The organism is Hyphobacterium sp. SN044 (assembly GCF_021864465.1).
Classification (GTDB): domain Bacteria; phylum Pseudomonadota; class Alphaproteobacteria; order Caulobacterales; family Maricaulaceae; genus Hyphobacterium.
Window position 1 is genome coordinate 478,564 of sequence record NZ_JAKKUV010000001.1, and the last position, 16,229, is coordinate 494,792.

The window sequence follows — 16,229 nt, forward strand, 5'->3', positions numbered from 1 at the left end:
GACTCAACCACACCCCCGACTCGCCTTTCGCGGTGACTCGCGCTATCGGGCGGCATGACCGAGATCAACGCCTCCGAATCCCACGAAAAAGCCCTCGTTATCGACTTCGGCAGCCAGGTGACGCAGCTGATCGCGCGCCGCCTGCGCGAGAGCGGTGTCTACTGCGAAGTGCACCCCTTCAACCGCGCCAATGAAGCTTTCATCCGGGACTACAACCCCCAGGCCGTCATACTGTCCGGCTCGCCCCACTCGACGCATTGGGAGAACTCCCCGCGCGCCGACGGTGTGGTGTTCGAGCTCGGCGTTCCCGTCCTCGGCATCTGCTATGGCGAACAGACGATGTGCGCCCAGCTGGGCGGTAGGGTCGAGGCCAGCGACGAGCGCGAATTCGGCCGCGCCGACATCACCTTCGTGGCGGACAGCCCGCTGTTTGAAGGCCTCGGCACGATCGGCCACGAGGAACGCGTGTGGATGAGCCATGGCGACCGCGTCACGGCGCTGCCCGCGGGCTTCCACGTCATCGCGAAAACCAACAGCGCGCCCTTCGCCGCCATCGCGAACGAGGAAAAGCGCTTCTACGCGGTGCAATTCCACCCGGAAGTGACGAACACGCCGCGCGGCAGCGAGATACTGAAGAACTTCACCCACCGGATTGCGGGCCTCAAGGGCGACTGGACGATGGCCGCCTTCAAGGACGAGGCGATCGCCAAGATCCGCGAACAGGTCGGCAAGGGCAGGGTGATCTGCGGCCTGTCGGGCGGCGTCGACTCCGCTGTCGCCGCCGTCCTCATTCACGAGGCGATCGGTGATCAGCTGACCTGCGTCTTCGTCGACACCGGACTGATGCGCATGAACGAGGCGCACGAGGTTGTCACCCTGTTCAGGGACAGCTTCAATATTCCGCTGGTACATGCTGACGAAGGTGAACTTTTCCTCACTGCGCTTGACGGCATCGACGACCCGGAAACCAAGCGCAAGACGATCGGCAAGCTCTTCATCGACGTGTTCGAAAAGCACGCGAAAGAGGCCGGCGGCGCCGACTTCCTGGCCCAGGGCACGCTCTATCCCGACGTGATCGAGTCCGTCAGCTTCGATGGCGGACCCTCGGTGACGATCAAGAGCCACCACAATGTCGGCGGCTTGCCCGCGCGGATGAACATGAAGCTCGTCGAACCGCTGCGCGAACTCTTCAAGGACGAGGTGCGTGCGCTCGGCCGCGAGCTCGGCCTGCCCGACGCCTTCGTCGGCCGTCACCCCTTCCCGGGTCCGGGGCTCGCCATCCGGATTCCGGGCGCCGTTTCGAAGGAGAAGGCGGACATCCTGAGGAAGGCCGACGCGATCTATATCGAGGAAATCCGCAAGGCCGGCCTCTACGACCAGATCTGGCAGGCCTTTGCCGTGCTGCTGCCGGTGCGCACCGTCGGCGTGATGGGCGACGAGCGGACCTATGACGCCGTTCTCGGGCTCCGCGCCGTCACCTCGGTCGACGGCATGACGGCGGACTATTTCCCCTTCGACCACGACTTCCTGGGGCGCACCGCCACGCGCATCATCAACGAGGTGCGCGGCGTCAACCGCGTCGTCTATGACGTGACGTCCAAGCCGCCCGGGACCATTGAGTGGGAGTAGGACACCGGACCGCGATGACGGCTAATCGCCGCCTGGTTCTGGTCATCGCGACCGCGCCCTGGCTGCTCGCGATGGCTGAGCCGCCGCCACAGTTCGATGGCGCCATGCTGCTCGTCCCGGCGGTTGAGGTGACGACGGACGAGGCGCGGCCGACGCTTGATGAGCGGATGGACCGTTATGGCGTCTCCGCAGTCAGTCTCGTTCGAATCGAGAATTTCGAGATCGTCGAAAGCGGCGTCTACGGCCAGCTGTCGGCTGACGCACCGGCACCCGTCACGCTGGAGACAGTGTTCCAGGCGGCATCCATCAGTAAGCCAGTGACGGCTTTCGCCGTACTTTCCCTGTGGGAGGAAGAGGCGATCGATCTCGACCGGCCGGTCAATGATTACCTCAGCCGGTGGCAGGCGCCTGACGCGGCGAATGGCACGCCTGTAACGATCCGGCAGCTGCTCTCACACACATCGGGGTTGGGACCGCAATCCTATCCGGGGCTCGAGCGGGGAACATCGCCGCCCACGCTGGCACAGATCCTCGAGGGCGCGCCCGAAGCCTATTGCGATCCTGTCGAGCCCGTCGTCGATCCGGGCGCATACAACTATTCCGGTGGCGGCTATATGCTGCTTCAAGCATTGGTCGAGGACGTCACCGGCCAGGCGTTCGAAGCCGCGATGCGGGAGAGGGTCTTCGCGCCCGCGGACATGAACCAGTCGACTTTTGCCGTTCGCACGGACGAGACGGGTGTCGCGCGCGGCCATGGCTGGTCAGGCGAGCCGATCGAGTTCGGCTGGGCGGAGTACCCCCAATCGGCCGCCGCGGGGCTCTGGTCGACCCCGGGGGACCTCGCTCTTTTGCTCGTCTCCTATGGCCGCGCCTATCGCGGCGAAGCGGACCAGGTGCTGACGCAGCGCGCGGCGCGAGAGATGGCAGTCGCGATCACCGACGGGATGGGCCTGGGTTTCGGGGTTCACGGGGCGAGCGAGGACTTGCGCCTCTCCCACGCCGGGTGGACGCTCGGCTACCGTTCCCATTTCGTATTCTATCCCGAGACCGGCGATGGCCTCGTTGTGATGACGAACGGCCAGGCCGGGAACTATCTGATCGACGACCTGATGCGCACCTATGGCCGCGCCTATGGGTGGGCGGGGTCTGGCGAAGCCGTCGAGATCGAGCCTGCAGCGTGGCATAGTGACCGGCTCGCTTCGCTGGAAGGCCGTTACCGCATGACGCCGGCTGGTTTCGAAATTGAACTGACGCGCAGCGGCAGTGGGTTCGAACTGGTCACGCCGCGCGGCTCTCGCTACCGGGCCGTTCCCGCCGGAACCGACCACCTGCTGGTGACCGAAACCGGCGACCGGATCGATATCGACTGGAGCACGGGACGGCTCAGGCTCTGGGGCATGTCCACCGCTCCGGCCGGCTAGCTGTTCAGCGCGCGCCGACCACCCCCCTTGTTTCCGCCACAATTCCGGTCCATACGCTGCTTCACGAACTTGTTTGCCGAACGATTCCGGCGCGCGGTTTCGCGCCCCTGACTGACTTCCTTCCAAATTCGTCTCTTCAGGATCCACCGGCACACGGCCGGCCCGGACCTGTCACTGCGTGATCGATTGAAAGGAAATCGTCATGGCTAATGGTACCGTCAAATTCTTCAACACCACCAAGGGCTTCGGCTTCATCCAGCCGGAAGACGGCTCGACGGACGTTTTCGTCCACGCCACCGCGCTCGAGCGTGCGGGCATCCGTTCGCTGAACGAAGGCGACAAGGTGAGCTTCGACGTCGTTCCGGACCGCAAGTCTGGCAAGAACGCCGCCGACAATCTCCAGAAGCTCTAAGCGCTTCAAGATCTGGCGCGCGGTCGTCCGCCGCGCCGGATGAGATCGGGAAGGGCCGGACGCAAGTCCGGCCCTTTCTGTTTCCGCATTCAGGGAAATTGTAACATGACCAAGCACAACACAGCCGGCGCGTTCAAGGCGCCGCGTCCGAGCGCCCATTCGCGCGCCCAGGCCACCGACATTGCGGTGAAGACGATCCTCGAAGAGGAATCCGCCAAGCGCCAGTCGCTGATGCGCCAGCAGCGCGCGGCGCGTCTCGCCCGCGATGCCGAGACCGTCATCGTGCCCGACGCGCCGAAGACGAAGAAGCCGCGCGCCTCGCGCAAGAAGGCTGGCTCCACCGGCTCTTGACCGGCAGGCGGGGACAGGGCATGGCCGGTTTCCGACCTGACCTGCGACCCGCCCGGACCTGTTCATGAGCGACAAACCGACCCGTCTCGACGCCCTCGAGGCTCATCTCGCGGAACAGCAGCGCGTGATCGAAGACTTGAGCGATGTCGTCGCGCGTCAGCAGCGCGAGATCGACCGGCTGACCAAGGCGCTGGAACATTCCCACGCCCGCCTCGGCGCACTCGAAGACAACATGCCCGCCCCGCCCGCGAGCGAGAAACCGCCGCACTGGTAGGCTGGCGGGCCTATTCGACCTGTTCTTCCATAAAGGCCCGGACCTCTTCGCGGATCCGGTGATGCCGTCCGAGCAGAAGATGTCCCCCCGTTTCGAGGGCAACGAGCCGGGAGTCGGGCAATTCCCGGTCGAGCCGTTCGGCAATTCCGAACGGGTTCAGCCCGTCATCCCGCGCGTGAATGATCAGCGCCGGGGCATTGACTTCGGACAGCGCATAGCGCGCGTCGGGGTCGATCGCGGCGGCTTCATTCCTGACCCCTTCCAGTCTTTGCGTGACAGGCAGAAATGCCGACACCATCGCATCGGCGAATTCCTGGTCGGCCGGTGACAGGCCCTGTTTGAGATCCTCGCGTATGTCGAACAGCCCTTCTAGGGCATGCGGCGCAAGCTTCCGGACGAGCCAGATCGGGAAATCGGAACTGAACAGCACCGAGTAGACCCAGGCTGGAACGGGCAGGCCCTGGTCGCCGGCCTCGTAGGGCGAGAAAGGTGCCGACGAGACCAGGATCAGGGCGCTCACGCGGTCAGGATGGCGCTCCGCGAGTTGCAGGGCGGGTGGAACACCGCCCGAAACGGCCAGAACGGCAACCCGGTCCGGCCCCTCGGCATCGAGCAGGGCAGCGAGGGCATCGGCCTGCGCCGCCGTAGACGCGTCCGCCGGTAGCGGCGAACGGAGATACCCGAAGCGCGATGGCGCAATCCAGCGATAGCCGGGAGGCAGGAAAGCTTCTGCAAACAAGGCGCCCTGATCGTGGCCGCCGCCGGCACCATGCAACACAAGAACCGGCAAGCCCGCTCCGCCGGTCGCGCGTTCGACGGGTCCCAAAGATGTTGGAATGACCGCGCTGCGACCGTCGAGGGCCGTCCGAATGCCGTGCATGTCGCGATCAAATGCTCGCCAGATGGCAACCGCGCCTAGCAACGCCATTCCGGCCAGAACGAGCAGTATCATGTGTCGTGTTGCCATGCTGAACCGCCACGGCTCCGGCGCAATCGCCGAAGCGAGTTTAGCTCATTCCCCCTTGTCGAACCATCGGGACGATCGCCGCTTGTAGCGCTTGCTACATTCCGCTAGCGTCGCCTGTAGCATCCGCTACAGGAGTCCTGCCATGTCCGCTTCCTCAAGCCGGGGTCCCGGCCTTGATCTCCGTCAGTCCCTGATTGCCATCGCCATGGGAGTCGCGCTCTGGTTTCTCGGCGCGCTGATCATCGGCTGGATCGCTCCGCTCGGGGCGTTCGAGGGCTCGGGAAGGGCGCTGACCTATGCGCTTCTCATTCCCGGCACCTTGCCCTTCGTCCTCCTGATCAAGCTGCTGGCCGGCCTGCGCGGTGATCAGGTCTTCGCCGGCGCTGCGGTGGCGACCGGCGCGGCGATCGCGCTCGACGGCCTGGCGATCCCCTATCTCCCGGGCGTCTATGGCGGTGCGCCGCTTGACGATGCCGGCGCGGTGATCCTGTGGGGCGGGGCGGTGGCGATTGCGCTCGGCGCTCTGCTCAACCGGCCGCAATCCGGCTGACGTCTTCAAGCCCGAGCGCCTTGAGCAGCACCATGCCTTCCAGCGTCGCGAACAGGCTTGCTGCGTCGCGCTCGCGACGGCCGGGCGAGCTGTCGAGATGCGCCGCGCCCCAGGCATGAAAGTCACGCCCGATGGCTTCGCCCGCGGCGCGGCAGGCCTTGTCGCCGTTCGCCGACCGGCTCGCGATTTCGAGCCAGACCCGCATATAGGGCCAGCCCGCCTCGTCGAGCAGGACCGGCGCGAGATGCGCCAACATGGCCTCGTAGGGCAGCGGCGTGTCCGGGGCAAAGGCATCGAGCGCGCCGGAAAACCGCGCCGCGATCCGCTCCAGCGTCGCGGCGACCAATTCGTCCTTGTCGCGGAAATAATAGAGCAGCATGCGGTCGCTGGTCCCGGCCGCCTTGGCCAGCGCGCGCAGACTCGACGCACCAATTCCCTTCGCCAGCATGTGGTCGGCGAGGCGGTCAATGAGGGCGTCGCGGCGGTTGTCGGCAGTCATGTCCGATGGCGTGCCACGATTGGCGGCGCGGGGGAAGGCTGGGCACGTGTGTTCAACGCGGGTCACCCCGCCGTCACGGGGCGCCCGCGACAACGCCGAGCGCCTGGCGCACGGCCGGCAGGATGCGGCGGCTGACCGGAATGACCGCTCCGGTCGACAGGGTCAGGAGGCCGGTGCCGCTCGCCTCGCGCTCCAGCGCCGTGACGAACAGCGTGTTCACGACATGGCTGCGGTGCACGCGCAGGAAGGTCGCTGGCAGGGTTTCTTCCAGAGCGCCGAGACTGCCGCCATGCAACAGGGTGCGGCCGTCCTCGGTATGAATCTCGACATAGTCGCCCGCCCCGGACAGGTGGCTGATCCGCGCGGTCGAGACCTTTTCCATTCGCCCCGGTGCGGTGATCGCGATGTCGCTCGGGCTGGTGCGCTCCCGCGCGAGGTCGAGCGCGGTTTCGAGTTTTCGGGCGCGCGCCTCCTCGGCAAGCCGTTGGCGGCGTTCGCGTGAAAAGGACACGGCCTGGATCGCGAACAGGGCGCACAGGAAGGCGGCCACGAGCAGATAGAAATGCCGGTCGAGGAATTGCGACTCGGCGAAGCGGAAAACCAGGAGCAAGGCGGCGAGCGCCGCCATCCACAGCGCGGCCGGCTTGTGACCTCGCCATAGCCCCCAACCGGAAAGCGCGACGCCCGCCGCCGCCGGGATCAATACGGCGAGCGCGGTCTTGAAATCGAACCCGCCCGCCAGAAGCACGGCCGCCAGCGTGATCGCGCCAACCGCGCCGACATAGATGAGGCGTGCCCGCGTAGCGAGCCGGGCCGCCTTCAGTGCGACAAGCGCGCTGAGCGCCGTTCCGAACAGACTCGCGAAGACCACAAGGCCGACGAGCCGCCAGTCATGCCAGTGATAGGGGTAGGACCAGAGGCCCCGCAGCGTCTCGGTCGCCAGCTGGGCCGCGGCCAGGAGGCTCATCACGGCCAGCAGGGCGGAGGCCCACCGATCCTCGCCGCGAAGCGCCAGGATGCCGAAGGACGCGAGACCGAGAACGAATATCCCGAGCGTCACAAGGGCCGGCCAGTATGCCCGAAGAAGGTATCGCGCCGGGTCACCGAAGGGGCCCACCGCCACCCATTGCAGCGGGTTTCTGAGATGGACGAGCCCGCGCTGCGTCGACATCTGCAGCACGACCGTGTTCTCGCCCGGCGTCACGATGTCCCGTGGCAGGAAGATCACCGCGTCGATCCTGCCGGGGATTTCCGCAGCGCGCGACACGCCGGGCGTGCCGTTCGACCCGATGCGTTGGCCATTGACCCAGGCTGAAGCGGTCATCTTGCCCGAAAGGTAGAGGCCGAGCGGATCACCCGAGGCAATCAACTCGTCGGACAGGTCGATGGTGAGTTCCACCCACAGCGCGCGGCCCTGCGGGTCGACCTCGTCGAGCGGCACGGACTCGCAGCTTGGCCGGTCGAAGTCGGGCGGGACGGTCTGGTCGGCCTCCACCGGGCATAGGCGCACCGTCTGGCGGTAGTCTGCAGCCTGCGCGAAGGCCGGCGGCGCAAGCAGCGCGAAGACGAGGAAAAGGACGAGAAACCGCATACCGGATTTCTAGCGCCACTCGCCAGATCTGTCCCGCCGCTGAACGACCCGAGCCTGCCGTTTACCGATTGCCGCGTGGTTCCATCCGGAGGCCGGGCAAGGTTCGGGGCTCAACACACACCGGAGCCATCCCATGTCTCGACCGATCCTCATGCTGATCGCCATCCTGCTTTTCCTGCCCTCCGCCTTCGCACAGGAAACCGAAATCAGTTTCACGACCGGCAGCGGCGAAACCGTCACCGCCTATGAAGGCCGGTTCGAAGTGCCGGAAAACCGCACCGATCCGGACAGCCGCATGTTGTCGCTGGCCTATGTCCGGTTTCCGGCGACCGGAGACAATCCGGGATCGCCGATCGTCTACCTGTCCGGCGGGCCGGGCGGATCAGGGATCGGAACGGCGCGCGGCCGCCGCTTCCCGCTTTTCATGGCCATGCGCGAATTCGGCGACGTGATCGCCTTTGACCAGCGCGGCACGGGCGCATCGAACGACATCGAACGCTGCGTCTCCTCGCAGTCGGTCCCCGACGCCGAGGCGATCGAGGATGCCGAATACGCGGCATTGTACCGCGACGCGGCGGAGGAATGCCGCATCTTCTGGGAAGGGCAGGGCGTCGACCTGCGCGGCTACACGACCGTGGAAAGCGCTCGGGACCTCTCCGATCTGCGCCGCCATCTGGGGGCTGATCAGGTGACGCTCTGGGGCATTTCCTACGGCACGCACCTCGCCCTGGCGACGATCCGGGAATTGCCGGGCGAAATCGACCGGGCGATCCTCGCCAGCGTCGAGGGGCTCGACCAGACGGTGAAACTGCCGTCCCGGACCGATGCCTATTTCGCGCGCCTGCAGGCCGCCGTGAACACCCAGCCGGAGGCCGCGGCAGCCTATCCGGACATCGCCGGCCTGATGCGCCGGGTTCAGGCGCGGCTCGAAGCGGAACCGGTCCTGCTCGATGTGCCGCTCGAAGACGGTACGACCGCCCCCTTCCTTCTGCAGCGGCGCCTGATGCAGCAGGCCGCCTCGATGCTGATCGCCGATCCGGAAAGCGCCGCCTTCCTGCTCGCGATTTATGCCACGGTGGACCAGGGCGAGTACGGGCCGACGCTGGCTCTGCTTCAGCGCATCCACACACCGAACGAGACGATTGGCCTGTCGGCCATGTCGACGGCGATGGATCTGTCGTCCGGCATCTCGGATGAACGCCTGGCCCGGTTCGAGGCGGAAGCGGAAACCGGCCTGGTCGGCCTCTACCTCAACGCGCCCATGCCGCAGATCCGCGGCGTCTGGGACGGGTTCGATCTGGGTGACGAATTCCGCCAGCCGCCCGTTTCGGACGTTCCGGTCCTGGTCCTGACCGGCACGCTCGATGGCCGGACCTATCCCGATGTCCAGGCCGAGGCCGTCTCCGGCCTGACGAATGTCACGCACGTCACTGTCGTCAATGCCGGGCACAATCTGTTCATGACGACGCCCGAAGTGGGCGAGGCGATGGCCCGCTTCATGCGCGGCGAACCGGCGGCAGCCGACACGATCACGGTCGACCTGCCGGACTTCACGTCTCTGCCTTTCTGACCTTCATGCGGCCTTCCTTGACAAACATACCAACCGGTCGGTATGTATGCGTCCAAGGGAGGCCGCCTTGGCTCAGTCGTCATCCACCGTTCGAAAGCCGTCCGCGCGAGACAAGCTGCTCGACGCCGCGATCCTGCTGATCCGGCAGAACGGTTTCGCCGCGACGAGCGTGGACGATCTGTGCAAGACGGCGGGTGTCACCAAGGGCGCCTTCTTCCACCACTTTGAGAGCAAGGATGCGCTGGGTGCTGCGGCCGCGAGGCACTGGGGCGAGACGACGTCAGGCCTGTTCGCCTCCGCGCCCTATCATGATCCGGAAGACCCGCTGGACCGGGTGCTCGCCTATATCGACTTCCGCCGCGAGCTGATCGCCGGCGAGATTCCCGAATACACCTGTTATGCCGGCACGCTGGTGCAGGAGGCCTATGGCGCGTCGGTCGATATCCGCGATGCCTGCGCATCCGCGATTTTCGAACACGCGAAGACGCTGGAAGCCGACATTGCGGCGGCGGCGGAGCGTTACGGTGTCGAGGTCGACGCGCCCAGCCTCGCCCGCCACACCCAGGCCGTGCTGCAGGGCGGCTTTATCCTGTCCAAGGCCGCCGGCAACGACAGCCCCGTCCGCGAAAGCATCGACCACCTGAAGCGCTACGTCGAATTTCTGTTCGGACGACGGGCTTCGCCATCGAAGGAGACCTGACATGCCAGGCACCGCCCGTTTCCACCGCGTCCTCGCGGCCAAACCTGAGAAAGTCTATCGCGCCTTTACCGAAGCCGACGCAATGGCGAGCTGGATTCCGCCGCACGGCTTCGTGTGCACCGTTCACGAACTGGATGCGCGGCCCGGCGGCACGCACCGCGCTTCCTTCCGGAATTTCACCACCGGTCAAAGCCACTCCTTCGGCGGTGAATACCTCGAAGCCGTTCCTGGTGAACGCCTCGTCTACACCGATCGCTTCGATGATCCACGGCTTCCGGGCGAGATGACCGTTACCGTCGTGATGAGGCCGGTGGCGGTTGGGACCGAGCTGACGATCGAACAGAGCGGTTTGCCGGACGTGATCCCGGTCGAGGCCTGCGTCCTCGGCTGGCAGCAATCGCTGCAGAAACTCGCCAGCCTCGTCGAACCGGACATCAATCAATAACCGCCCCGTCGATCAGCACCGAGGAAGATCGAAAATGACCGAAGTGATCAATTGCCTGTGGTTCGACCACGGCGAGGCCCGCAAGGCCGCCGAATTCTACGCCGCGACGTTTCCCGACAGCCATGTCGATCGGGTCAACACCGCGCCCGCCAGCTTCCCCGGCGGCGAAGCCGGGGCGGAACTGACGGTCGAGCTCACCGTGCTCGGCCGCAAGTTTGTCGGCCTCAATGGAGGTCCGGTCTTCACGCCGAACGAGGCTGTCAGCTTCATGGTGCTCACCGAGGACCAGGAAGAGACCGACCGCTATTGGGACGCCATTGTTTCAAATGGCGGTCAGGAAAGCGCGTGCGGATGGTGCAAGGACCGCTGGGGCCATTCCTGGCAGATCACGCCGCGCCAGCTGCTCGATCTCACGACCCACGCCGACACGGCAAAGGCAAGGCGCGCCTTCGAGGCGATGATGACAATGCGCAAGATCGACATCGCGGCGGTGCTCGCCGCGGCGGGCGACTGACCACACCCATCGGGAGGAAAGACCATGACCTATTTCGACGGCTTCGTGATCGCTGTGCCGAGCGGCAAGAAGGATGAATTCGTCCGCCACGCCGAAGTGATCGACCCGCTCTTCATCGAGCTCGGCGCCCTTCGCGTGCACGAGTGCTGGGGCGACGACGTGCCCGACGGCAAGATGACCGATTTCCGCCGCGCGGTTCAAGCGAAGGAAGACGAGACCGTCGTCTTCGCCTTCGTGGAATGGCCGGACAAGGCCACGCGTGACGCCGGCTTCAAGAAGATGGAGTCGATGATGCACACCGACGACCGCTTCAATCCGGAAAAGAACCCGATGCCCTTCGACGGCAAACGGATGATTTTCGGCGGATTCCAGTCTGTCTATCAGATCGCGAAATAGGATAATCGACATGAACGAAGCACACAGGAAAGCCGCGGAAATGGGCGTCAGCACGCTGACCCCGCACCTCGTCTGCAAGGGCGCGGCGGACGCGATGGATTTCTACGCCAAGGCACTGGCCGCGAAGGAACTGGCGCGGATGAAAGGGCCGAATGGTGGGATCATGCATGGCTGCATGCAGATCAATGGCGGCACGATCATGCTGGTGGACGCCAATCCGGAATGGGGCATGCTCGGCCCGGACGGGCTCGGCGGCACACCGGTCACGATGCATCTGATCGTCGATGACGCCGACGCCTGGCAGAAACGGGCGATCGAGGCGGGTGCGACCGAAACCATGCCGGTGGCCGACATGTTCTGGGGCGACCGCTACGGTATGGTGAAGGATCCCTGGGGTCACAACTGGGCCTTCGCGACACCGCAAAAGGATCTGAACGAGGCCGAGATCCTCGAGGCGATGAAGACGGCGGCCAATGAGGGCTGCCAGACCTGACGGCGTTCACGCCACGCCGTGTTCGAGGTCCCGCACGATCGCTTCGCGCAGCCGCTGGGCGGCGGGGGGAATCTGCGGTGCCTCGATCAGCGCCATCTCCGTGTCGTGCAGATCGGGCAGACCGAGCGTCTCGTCGTTGAGGACAGACAGGTCGGCCGGGACCATGTCCTTCGGCAGTACGGTGAAGCCAAGTCCGGCCCTGACCGCCGCATGCGCCCCGGCGAGCGACGTGCAGCTGTACGCGACGCGCCAGGCGCGGCCCGCCGTATCGAGTGCGCTGGTGGCGCGGCTGCGATAGACGCAGGGCGAGGGCGACACGACGAGGGGCAGCGGATCGGGCAGGGCGTCCGCATGTTCCCGGCCGACCCAGACCAGAGGTTCGCGCCAGATCCGAAGCCCGTCGACACCCGTTCCCGGCTCCCGCTTTACAAGGGCGAGATCGAGCCCGCCGGCATTGAATTGCTCGATCAGCTTCAGCGTCAGGTCGCAGGTCACTTCGAGCGTCACATGCGGGTATTCCCGCGCGAAACGCGCCAGCACACCAGGCAGGTGCGTTGTCGCGAAGTCTTCCGGCGCACCCAGCCGCACTGCGCCGGTCACTTCGCGCTTGTCGAACCGGGCCGCGAGTTCGTCGTGCAGCGACAGGATGCGCCGCGCCTGCTCCAGCAGCGCTTCGCCGTCATTGGTCAATGTGACGTGGCGCGGGCTCCGGTTGAGCAGCTTCACACCCAGCCGGTCTTCAAGCCGCTGGATTTGCAGCGACACCGCGGATTGCCCGCGATGAAGGCGTTCCGCGGCGGCGGAGAAGCCGCCGCATTCCACGACGGTGACGAAGGCGCGAAGCAGGTCGGGGCTGAGCGAGGCGGGCATGATGGCATTATTGCGTGTCGCAATAGCAATCTCAATAACAATCAATTTCCAAAATCAGATGCACGGCTCTAGGGCGGGGGCAACCAGCCAGGGAGCCCCTCATGAACATTCGCGTGAATCCGGAGAGCCTCAACCAGTCCCGCCGCACCGGCGGCCCCGCCGCGGTTACGGTGGCTTTCGGCGACGGCATCGGTCCGGAGATCATGAAGGCGAGCCTCGCGGTGCTCATAGCGGGTGGCGCACAGATCGAGATCGAGCCGATCGATATCGGCGAACGCGTCTACAAGTCCGGTCACTCGGCGGGCATCACGCCGGACGCGTGGGACAGCCTTCGCCGCACAAAGGTGTTCTACAAGGCGCCGATCACTACGCCCCAGGGCGGCGGCTTCAAGAGCCTCAATGTCACCATCCGCAAGTCGCTCGGCCTGTTCGCGAACGTGCGTCCCTGCGTCGCCTACGCGCCCTTCGTGAAGACCGACCATCCGGGCATGGACGTGGTCATCGTCCGCGAGAACGAGGAAGATCTCTATGCCGGGATCGAGCACCGTCAGACCGACGAGGTCTATCAGTGCCTGAAACTCGTCTCGCGCCCGGGCTGCGAGAAGATCGTGCGCTATGCCTTCGACTATGCGCGCGCCTATGGCCGCCAGAAGGTCACCTGCTTCGTGAAGGACAATATCATGAAGCTGACAGACGGCCTGTTCCGGAAGGTTTTCGACGAGGTTGCAGCCGAATATCCGGATATCGAGGCCGACCACGCCATTATCGATATCGGGGCCGCGCGCCTGGCCGCAAAGCCGGAGCGCTTCGACGTAATCGTCACGCCGAACCTCTATGGCGACATCGTCAGCGATATCGCCGCCGAAGTGGCCGGCTCGGTCGGTCTCGGCGCTTCGGCGAATATCGGCGCGCAATGCGCCATGTTCGAGGCGATCCACGGCTCCGCGCCGGACATTGCGGGTCAGGACGTCGCCAATCCGTCGGGCCTTCTCATGGCGGGTGTGATGATGCTGGTGCATCTCGGGCAGACCGAGGCGGCCGAGCGCATTCACAATGCCTGGCTCTGCGCGCTCGAGGACGGGGTCGGCACGCCGGACATCGCCGCTGAGGATGCCGCGGTCGGCACGCAGCAATTCGCCCGCGAGGTGATTGCCCGTCTCGGCCAGCGTCCGAAGACGCTCGCCCCGGTCAGCTATGAGCCGGACGCCCGCCCGATCGAAGTCTGGACGCCGCAGCCGAAGCCGAAGGCGCTCAAGCGTCTCGTTGGCATCGATGTCTTCGTGCATTCGAACGAGGAACCGGACGCGCTCGCCGGCCGTCTGCAAGCCTGTCTCAACCCGCTGACCGAGTTGAAGATGATCACCAATCGCGGCGTGAAGGTGTGGCCGGACCCGATGCCGGAAACCTTCTGCACCGATCACTGGCGCTGCCGCATCGAGGCGAAGCCGGAAAAGGCGCTCAACAAGGCGATGCTCGTCGAAATCCTGCGCAACATGGTGCTCGACGGGGTCGACTTCGTGAAGACCGAACACCTCTATGAGTTCGACGGCGAGCGCGGCTACTCGCTCGGCCAGGGGCAGTAGTCAGTCGGCTTGCGGGGCCGTCCACGCCGGTCCGGTCAGCTCGGTCTCGATCGTGATGTGGACGGTGTCGCTCAAGCCCGGCATGGCTTCGGACGGCGTGCCGAAGCCCATGCCGAAGGCGGTGCGGCTGATCTCGGCCGTGGCGGAAAAGCCGATCCGCGCATTCGGGTCGTAGATGTGACCGACCCAGCCGCCATTGTAGCGCGCGGCCAGCGTCACCGGCTGCGTCACGCCATGAAGCGTCAGCTCGCCATGGATGTTGGCCGTGGTTTCGCCGGTCATTTCGATGCCGGTCGAGACAAAGCGGATGTCCGGATAGGTCTCGGCATCAAACCATTCCGGTCCGAGCAGCATGTCGCGGAAGCCTTCCGGCGGTGAGGGCAGCTGAAGTGAGCGCACCGGGATCGTGACCTCCAGTGTCGCCGCGGCCGGATCGGACGGGTCGAGGTCCGTTAGAATGCTGACCTCACCAAAGCTGGCCGTGTAGTTCGAAAAGCCGAGATGATCGACGCGGAAGAAGACCGTCGTGTGGGAGGCGTCCTCCCGGTAAGGCCCCGCCGGCAGTTCCGAAGGCGAGCCCGCGACACGTATCTCCTGCGCTACGGCGGCGCCTGCGGCAAGAACGCTGAGAATGACGGCGGCGGCGAGACGCATCGTGGACTCCTTGCAAGCGAAAGTAGCGAAACGTCTCATCCTTGCGAGACGAGGTAAACGGAGAATCTCTGAACGCACTGTCGTCTGCTGCGTTGAATGTTAAGCTGATCGCGACACCGGGAGATCCACATGCGCCTTATGATCGCCGTCGCCATTGTCGCTTTGGCGGCCTGTTCCGCGCCCGAAAGGACCGATGCCCAGACAGGGAGCGGAAGCGAAGCGCGTTCGCCGATCAACGCTCCCGCCTGGATCCGGGTGGTCGGTGTGGCGGAGGGCGATGTCCTCAACATCCGGGCCCGGCCTGACGCGTCGTCGGAGATCGTCGGCACCTTCATCCCGAACCAGGGCCGGATCGAAGTGGTCGAGACCCGTTCCGTCGATGGCCAGCACTGGGGACTGGTCTCGACGGGTGAGCAGGGCGGCTGGATCAATCTCGCGTACGCCGAAGCGACCGAGATGGCGATGATCGGCGAGAGTCCGGTTCCCGCGGGCACGGTCTGCGCCGGAACCGAACCCTTCTGGTCGCTCGATCTCGGCGACGATGAAGCCGTGTGGTCGAGCTTCGATGCCGAGGACGAAACTTTCACCATCACCGAGTCGGAAGCGGCATCCGGGCGTTTCCTGCCCTGGATGTTTGGGCTGCAGGGTTTCGGCCTCGCGATTGTGACGCCGGGCCAGTGCTCCGACGGCATGAGTGACATCCCCTACGCCTGGACCGTCTCGGTGATCGGTCACGACGAAACCGGGCATGTCCTCTACCAAGGCTGCTGCCGCCTGCAGACGGATCGCTGAATTTTTGGGAACCGCTGCATCCGTTCCGGGCTGCGGCGGCCACTAAGGGGCGAATGACGCGAGCGGAACGGCCGCCTCGCAAATCGATCGGGGGACCCGACATGGATTTCGCTGACCTGTTCCGCTCTTACTGGTGGCTGCTGTTTCCGCTCGCCTTCTTCCTGGCACAGGGCTGGTCCAGCTTCATGCGCTACAAGCGCACCAAGGCGAAGATCGAGCTGTTGAAGACCTACGCCGCTGCCGGCAAGGAACCGCCGGCCGATCTCGTCGCCAGCATCGACAAGGACACCGACCGCGACGACCGTCACGACTGGACGAGCAATGGTGAAAGCGAAGGCAGTGGCGGGGGAAGCGCCTTCCTGGTCTTCCTGTTCGCCGGTCTGGCAGGCGTGTTCGCCTACGCCGGCTGGTCGGGCCTGATCGGCGATGTGCGCGAGGAATTCTACTTCATCGCGATGATCCTCGGCGTGCTGGCGCTGGCCTTTTTCGCCAGCGCGATCTTCCGCCGCCGGAAGTGA

20 protein-coding genes are annotated in these 16,229 nt (G+C 65.4%); 15 read left to right on the top strand and 5 right to left on the bottom strand.

The genetic code is table 11. The features are described from left to right. Positions 1-54: 54 nt before the first annotated feature. The 5 genes from guaA (at position 55) to L5876_RS02435 (ending at position 4,087) form a co-directional block, all read left to right on the top strand. On the top strand, positions 55-1,629 hold the full coding sequence (gene guaA, locus L5876_RS02415; protein WP_236954491.1) for a glutamine-hydrolyzing GMP synthase: 1,575 nt from the start codon (positions 55-57) through the stop codon (positions 1,627-1,629). Positions 1,630-1,643: 14 nt separating this feature from the next. Next, complete coding sequence (locus L5876_RS02420) at positions 1,644-3,050, top strand: serine hydrolase (RefSeq protein ID WP_236954492.1); 1,407 nt, start codon at positions 1,644-1,646, stop codon at positions 3,048-3,050. A 202-nt stretch (positions 3,051-3,252) separates the two neighbouring features. Next, positions 3,253-3,462: a cold-shock protein gene (locus tag L5876_RS02425; protein WP_236954493.1), complete on the top strand. Its 210-nt coding sequence runs from the start codon at positions 3,253-3,255 to the stop codon at positions 3,460-3,462. 105 nt (positions 3,463-3,567) lie between these two features. After that, positions 3,568-3,813 (top strand): hypothetical protein, encoded by a 246-nt coding sequence (locus tag L5876_RS02430; protein ID WP_236954494.1) that lies wholly within the window; start codon positions 3,568-3,570, stop codon positions 3,811-3,813. A gap of 64 nt (positions 3,814-3,877) precedes the next feature. After that, positions 3,878-4,087, top strand: a complete 210-nt coding sequence (locus tag L5876_RS02435) for a SlyX family protein (RefSeq protein WP_236954495.1) — start codon at positions 3,878-3,880, stop codon at positions 4,085-4,087. A 10-nt stretch (positions 4,088-4,097) separates the two neighbouring features. On the opposite strand, the gene L5876_RS02440 is transcribed toward L5876_RS02435, so the two are convergent. After that, positions 4,098-5,039: an alpha/beta fold hydrolase gene (locus L5876_RS02440; protein ID WP_236954496.1), complete on the bottom strand. Its 942-nt coding sequence runs from the start codon at positions 5,037-5,039 to the stop codon at positions 4,098-4,100. Between the two features lie 157 nt (positions 5,040-5,196). Between L5876_RS02440 and L5876_RS02445 the strand changes: the two genes are divergently transcribed. Further along, on the top strand, positions 5,197-5,604 hold the full coding sequence (locus tag L5876_RS02445) for a hypothetical protein (RefSeq protein ID WP_236954497.1): 408 nt from the start codon (positions 5,197-5,199) through the stop codon (positions 5,602-5,604). Here L5876_RS02445 and L5876_RS02450 read toward each other — a convergent pair. Continuing rightward, entirely contained in the window at positions 5,582-6,103 is a 522-nt protein-coding gene (locus L5876_RS02450; RefSeq protein ID WP_236954498.1) for a TetR/AcrR family transcriptional regulator, read from the bottom strand. The genes L5876_RS02445 and L5876_RS02450 overlap by 23 nt on opposite strands. Positions 6,104-6,176: 73 nt before the next feature. Next, positions 6,177-7,694, bottom strand: coding sequence for a LytTR family DNA-binding domain-containing protein (locus L5876_RS02455; RefSeq protein WP_236954499.1), 1,518 nt, complete (start codon positions 7,692-7,694; stop codon positions 6,177-6,179). A 133-nt stretch (positions 7,695-7,827) separates the two neighbouring features. On the opposite strand from L5876_RS02455, the gene L5876_RS02460 reads away from it, so the two are divergent. The 6 genes from L5876_RS02460 (at position 7,828) to L5876_RS02485 (ending at position 11,812) form a co-directional block, all read left to right on the top strand. Beyond that, the gene (locus L5876_RS02460; RefSeq protein WP_236954500.1) at positions 7,828-9,264 is read left to right on the top strand and encodes an alpha/beta fold hydrolase; all 1,437 of its coding nucleotides are present in this window, start codon (positions 7,828-7,830) and stop codon (positions 9,262-9,264) included. 67 nt (positions 9,265-9,331) lie between these two features. Beyond that, entirely contained in the window at positions 9,332-9,964 is a 633-nt protein-coding gene (locus tag L5876_RS02465) for a TetR/AcrR family transcriptional regulator (protein WP_236954501.1), read from the top strand. A gap of 1 nt (position 9,965) precedes the next feature. Further along, positions 9,966-10,409 (top strand): SRPBCC family protein, encoded by a 444-nt coding sequence (locus L5876_RS02470; protein ID WP_236954502.1) that lies wholly within the window; start codon positions 9,966-9,968, stop codon positions 10,407-10,409. 34 nt (positions 10,410-10,443) lie between these two features. Further along, positions 10,444-10,923: a VOC family protein gene (locus L5876_RS02475; RefSeq protein WP_236954503.1), complete on the top strand. Its 480-nt coding sequence runs from the start codon at positions 10,444-10,446 to the stop codon at positions 10,921-10,923. Positions 10,924-10,947: 24 nt separating this feature from the next. Next, on the top strand, positions 10,948-11,319 hold the full coding sequence (locus L5876_RS02480; protein WP_236954504.1) for a DUF1428 domain-containing protein: 372 nt from the start codon (positions 10,948-10,950) through the stop codon (positions 11,317-11,319). A 10-nt stretch (positions 11,320-11,329) separates the two neighbouring features. Beyond that, positions 11,330-11,812 carry a VOC family protein gene (locus L5876_RS02485; protein ID WP_236954505.1) on the top strand — a complete coding sequence of 161 codons (483 nt, stop codon included), beginning with the start codon at positions 11,330-11,332 and terminating at the stop codon, positions 11,810-11,812. A gap of 6 nt (positions 11,813-11,818) precedes the next feature. Here the strand turns inward: L5876_RS02485 and L5876_RS02490 are convergent, their stop codons facing one another. Further along, positions 11,819-12,682, bottom strand: coding sequence for a LysR substrate-binding domain-containing protein (locus L5876_RS02490; protein ID WP_039710678.1), 864 nt, complete (start codon positions 12,680-12,682; stop codon positions 11,819-11,821). A 203-nt stretch (positions 12,683-12,885) separates the two neighbouring features. On the opposite strand from L5876_RS02490, the gene L5876_RS02495 reads away from it, so the two are divergent. Then, positions 12,886-14,265: an NADP-dependent isocitrate dehydrogenase gene (locus L5876_RS02495; RefSeq protein ID WP_370469057.1), complete on the top strand. Its 1,380-nt coding sequence runs from the start codon at positions 12,886-12,888 to the stop codon at positions 14,263-14,265. On the opposite strand, the gene L5876_RS02500 is transcribed toward L5876_RS02495, so the two are convergent. Continuing rightward, complete coding sequence (locus L5876_RS02500) at positions 14,266-14,919, bottom strand: YceI family protein (protein ID WP_236954507.1); 654 nt, start codon at positions 14,917-14,919, stop codon at positions 14,266-14,268. It lies immediately after the preceding gene. Positions 14,920-15,048: 129 nt separating this feature from the next. On the opposite strand from L5876_RS02500, the gene L5876_RS02505 reads away from it, so the two are divergent. Together L5876_RS02505 and L5876_RS02510 are read left to right on the top strand one after the other, a co-directional pair. Beyond that, positions 15,049-15,711 carry a COG3650 family protein gene (locus L5876_RS02505; RefSeq protein ID WP_236954508.1) on the top strand — a complete coding sequence of 221 codons (663 nt, stop codon included), beginning with the start codon at positions 15,049-15,051 and terminating at the stop codon, positions 15,709-15,711. A 101-nt stretch (positions 15,712-15,812) separates the two neighbouring features. Then, positions 15,813-16,229, top strand: coding sequence for a hypothetical protein (locus L5876_RS02510; RefSeq protein ID WP_236954509.1), 417 nt, complete (start codon positions 15,813-15,815; stop codon positions 16,227-16,229).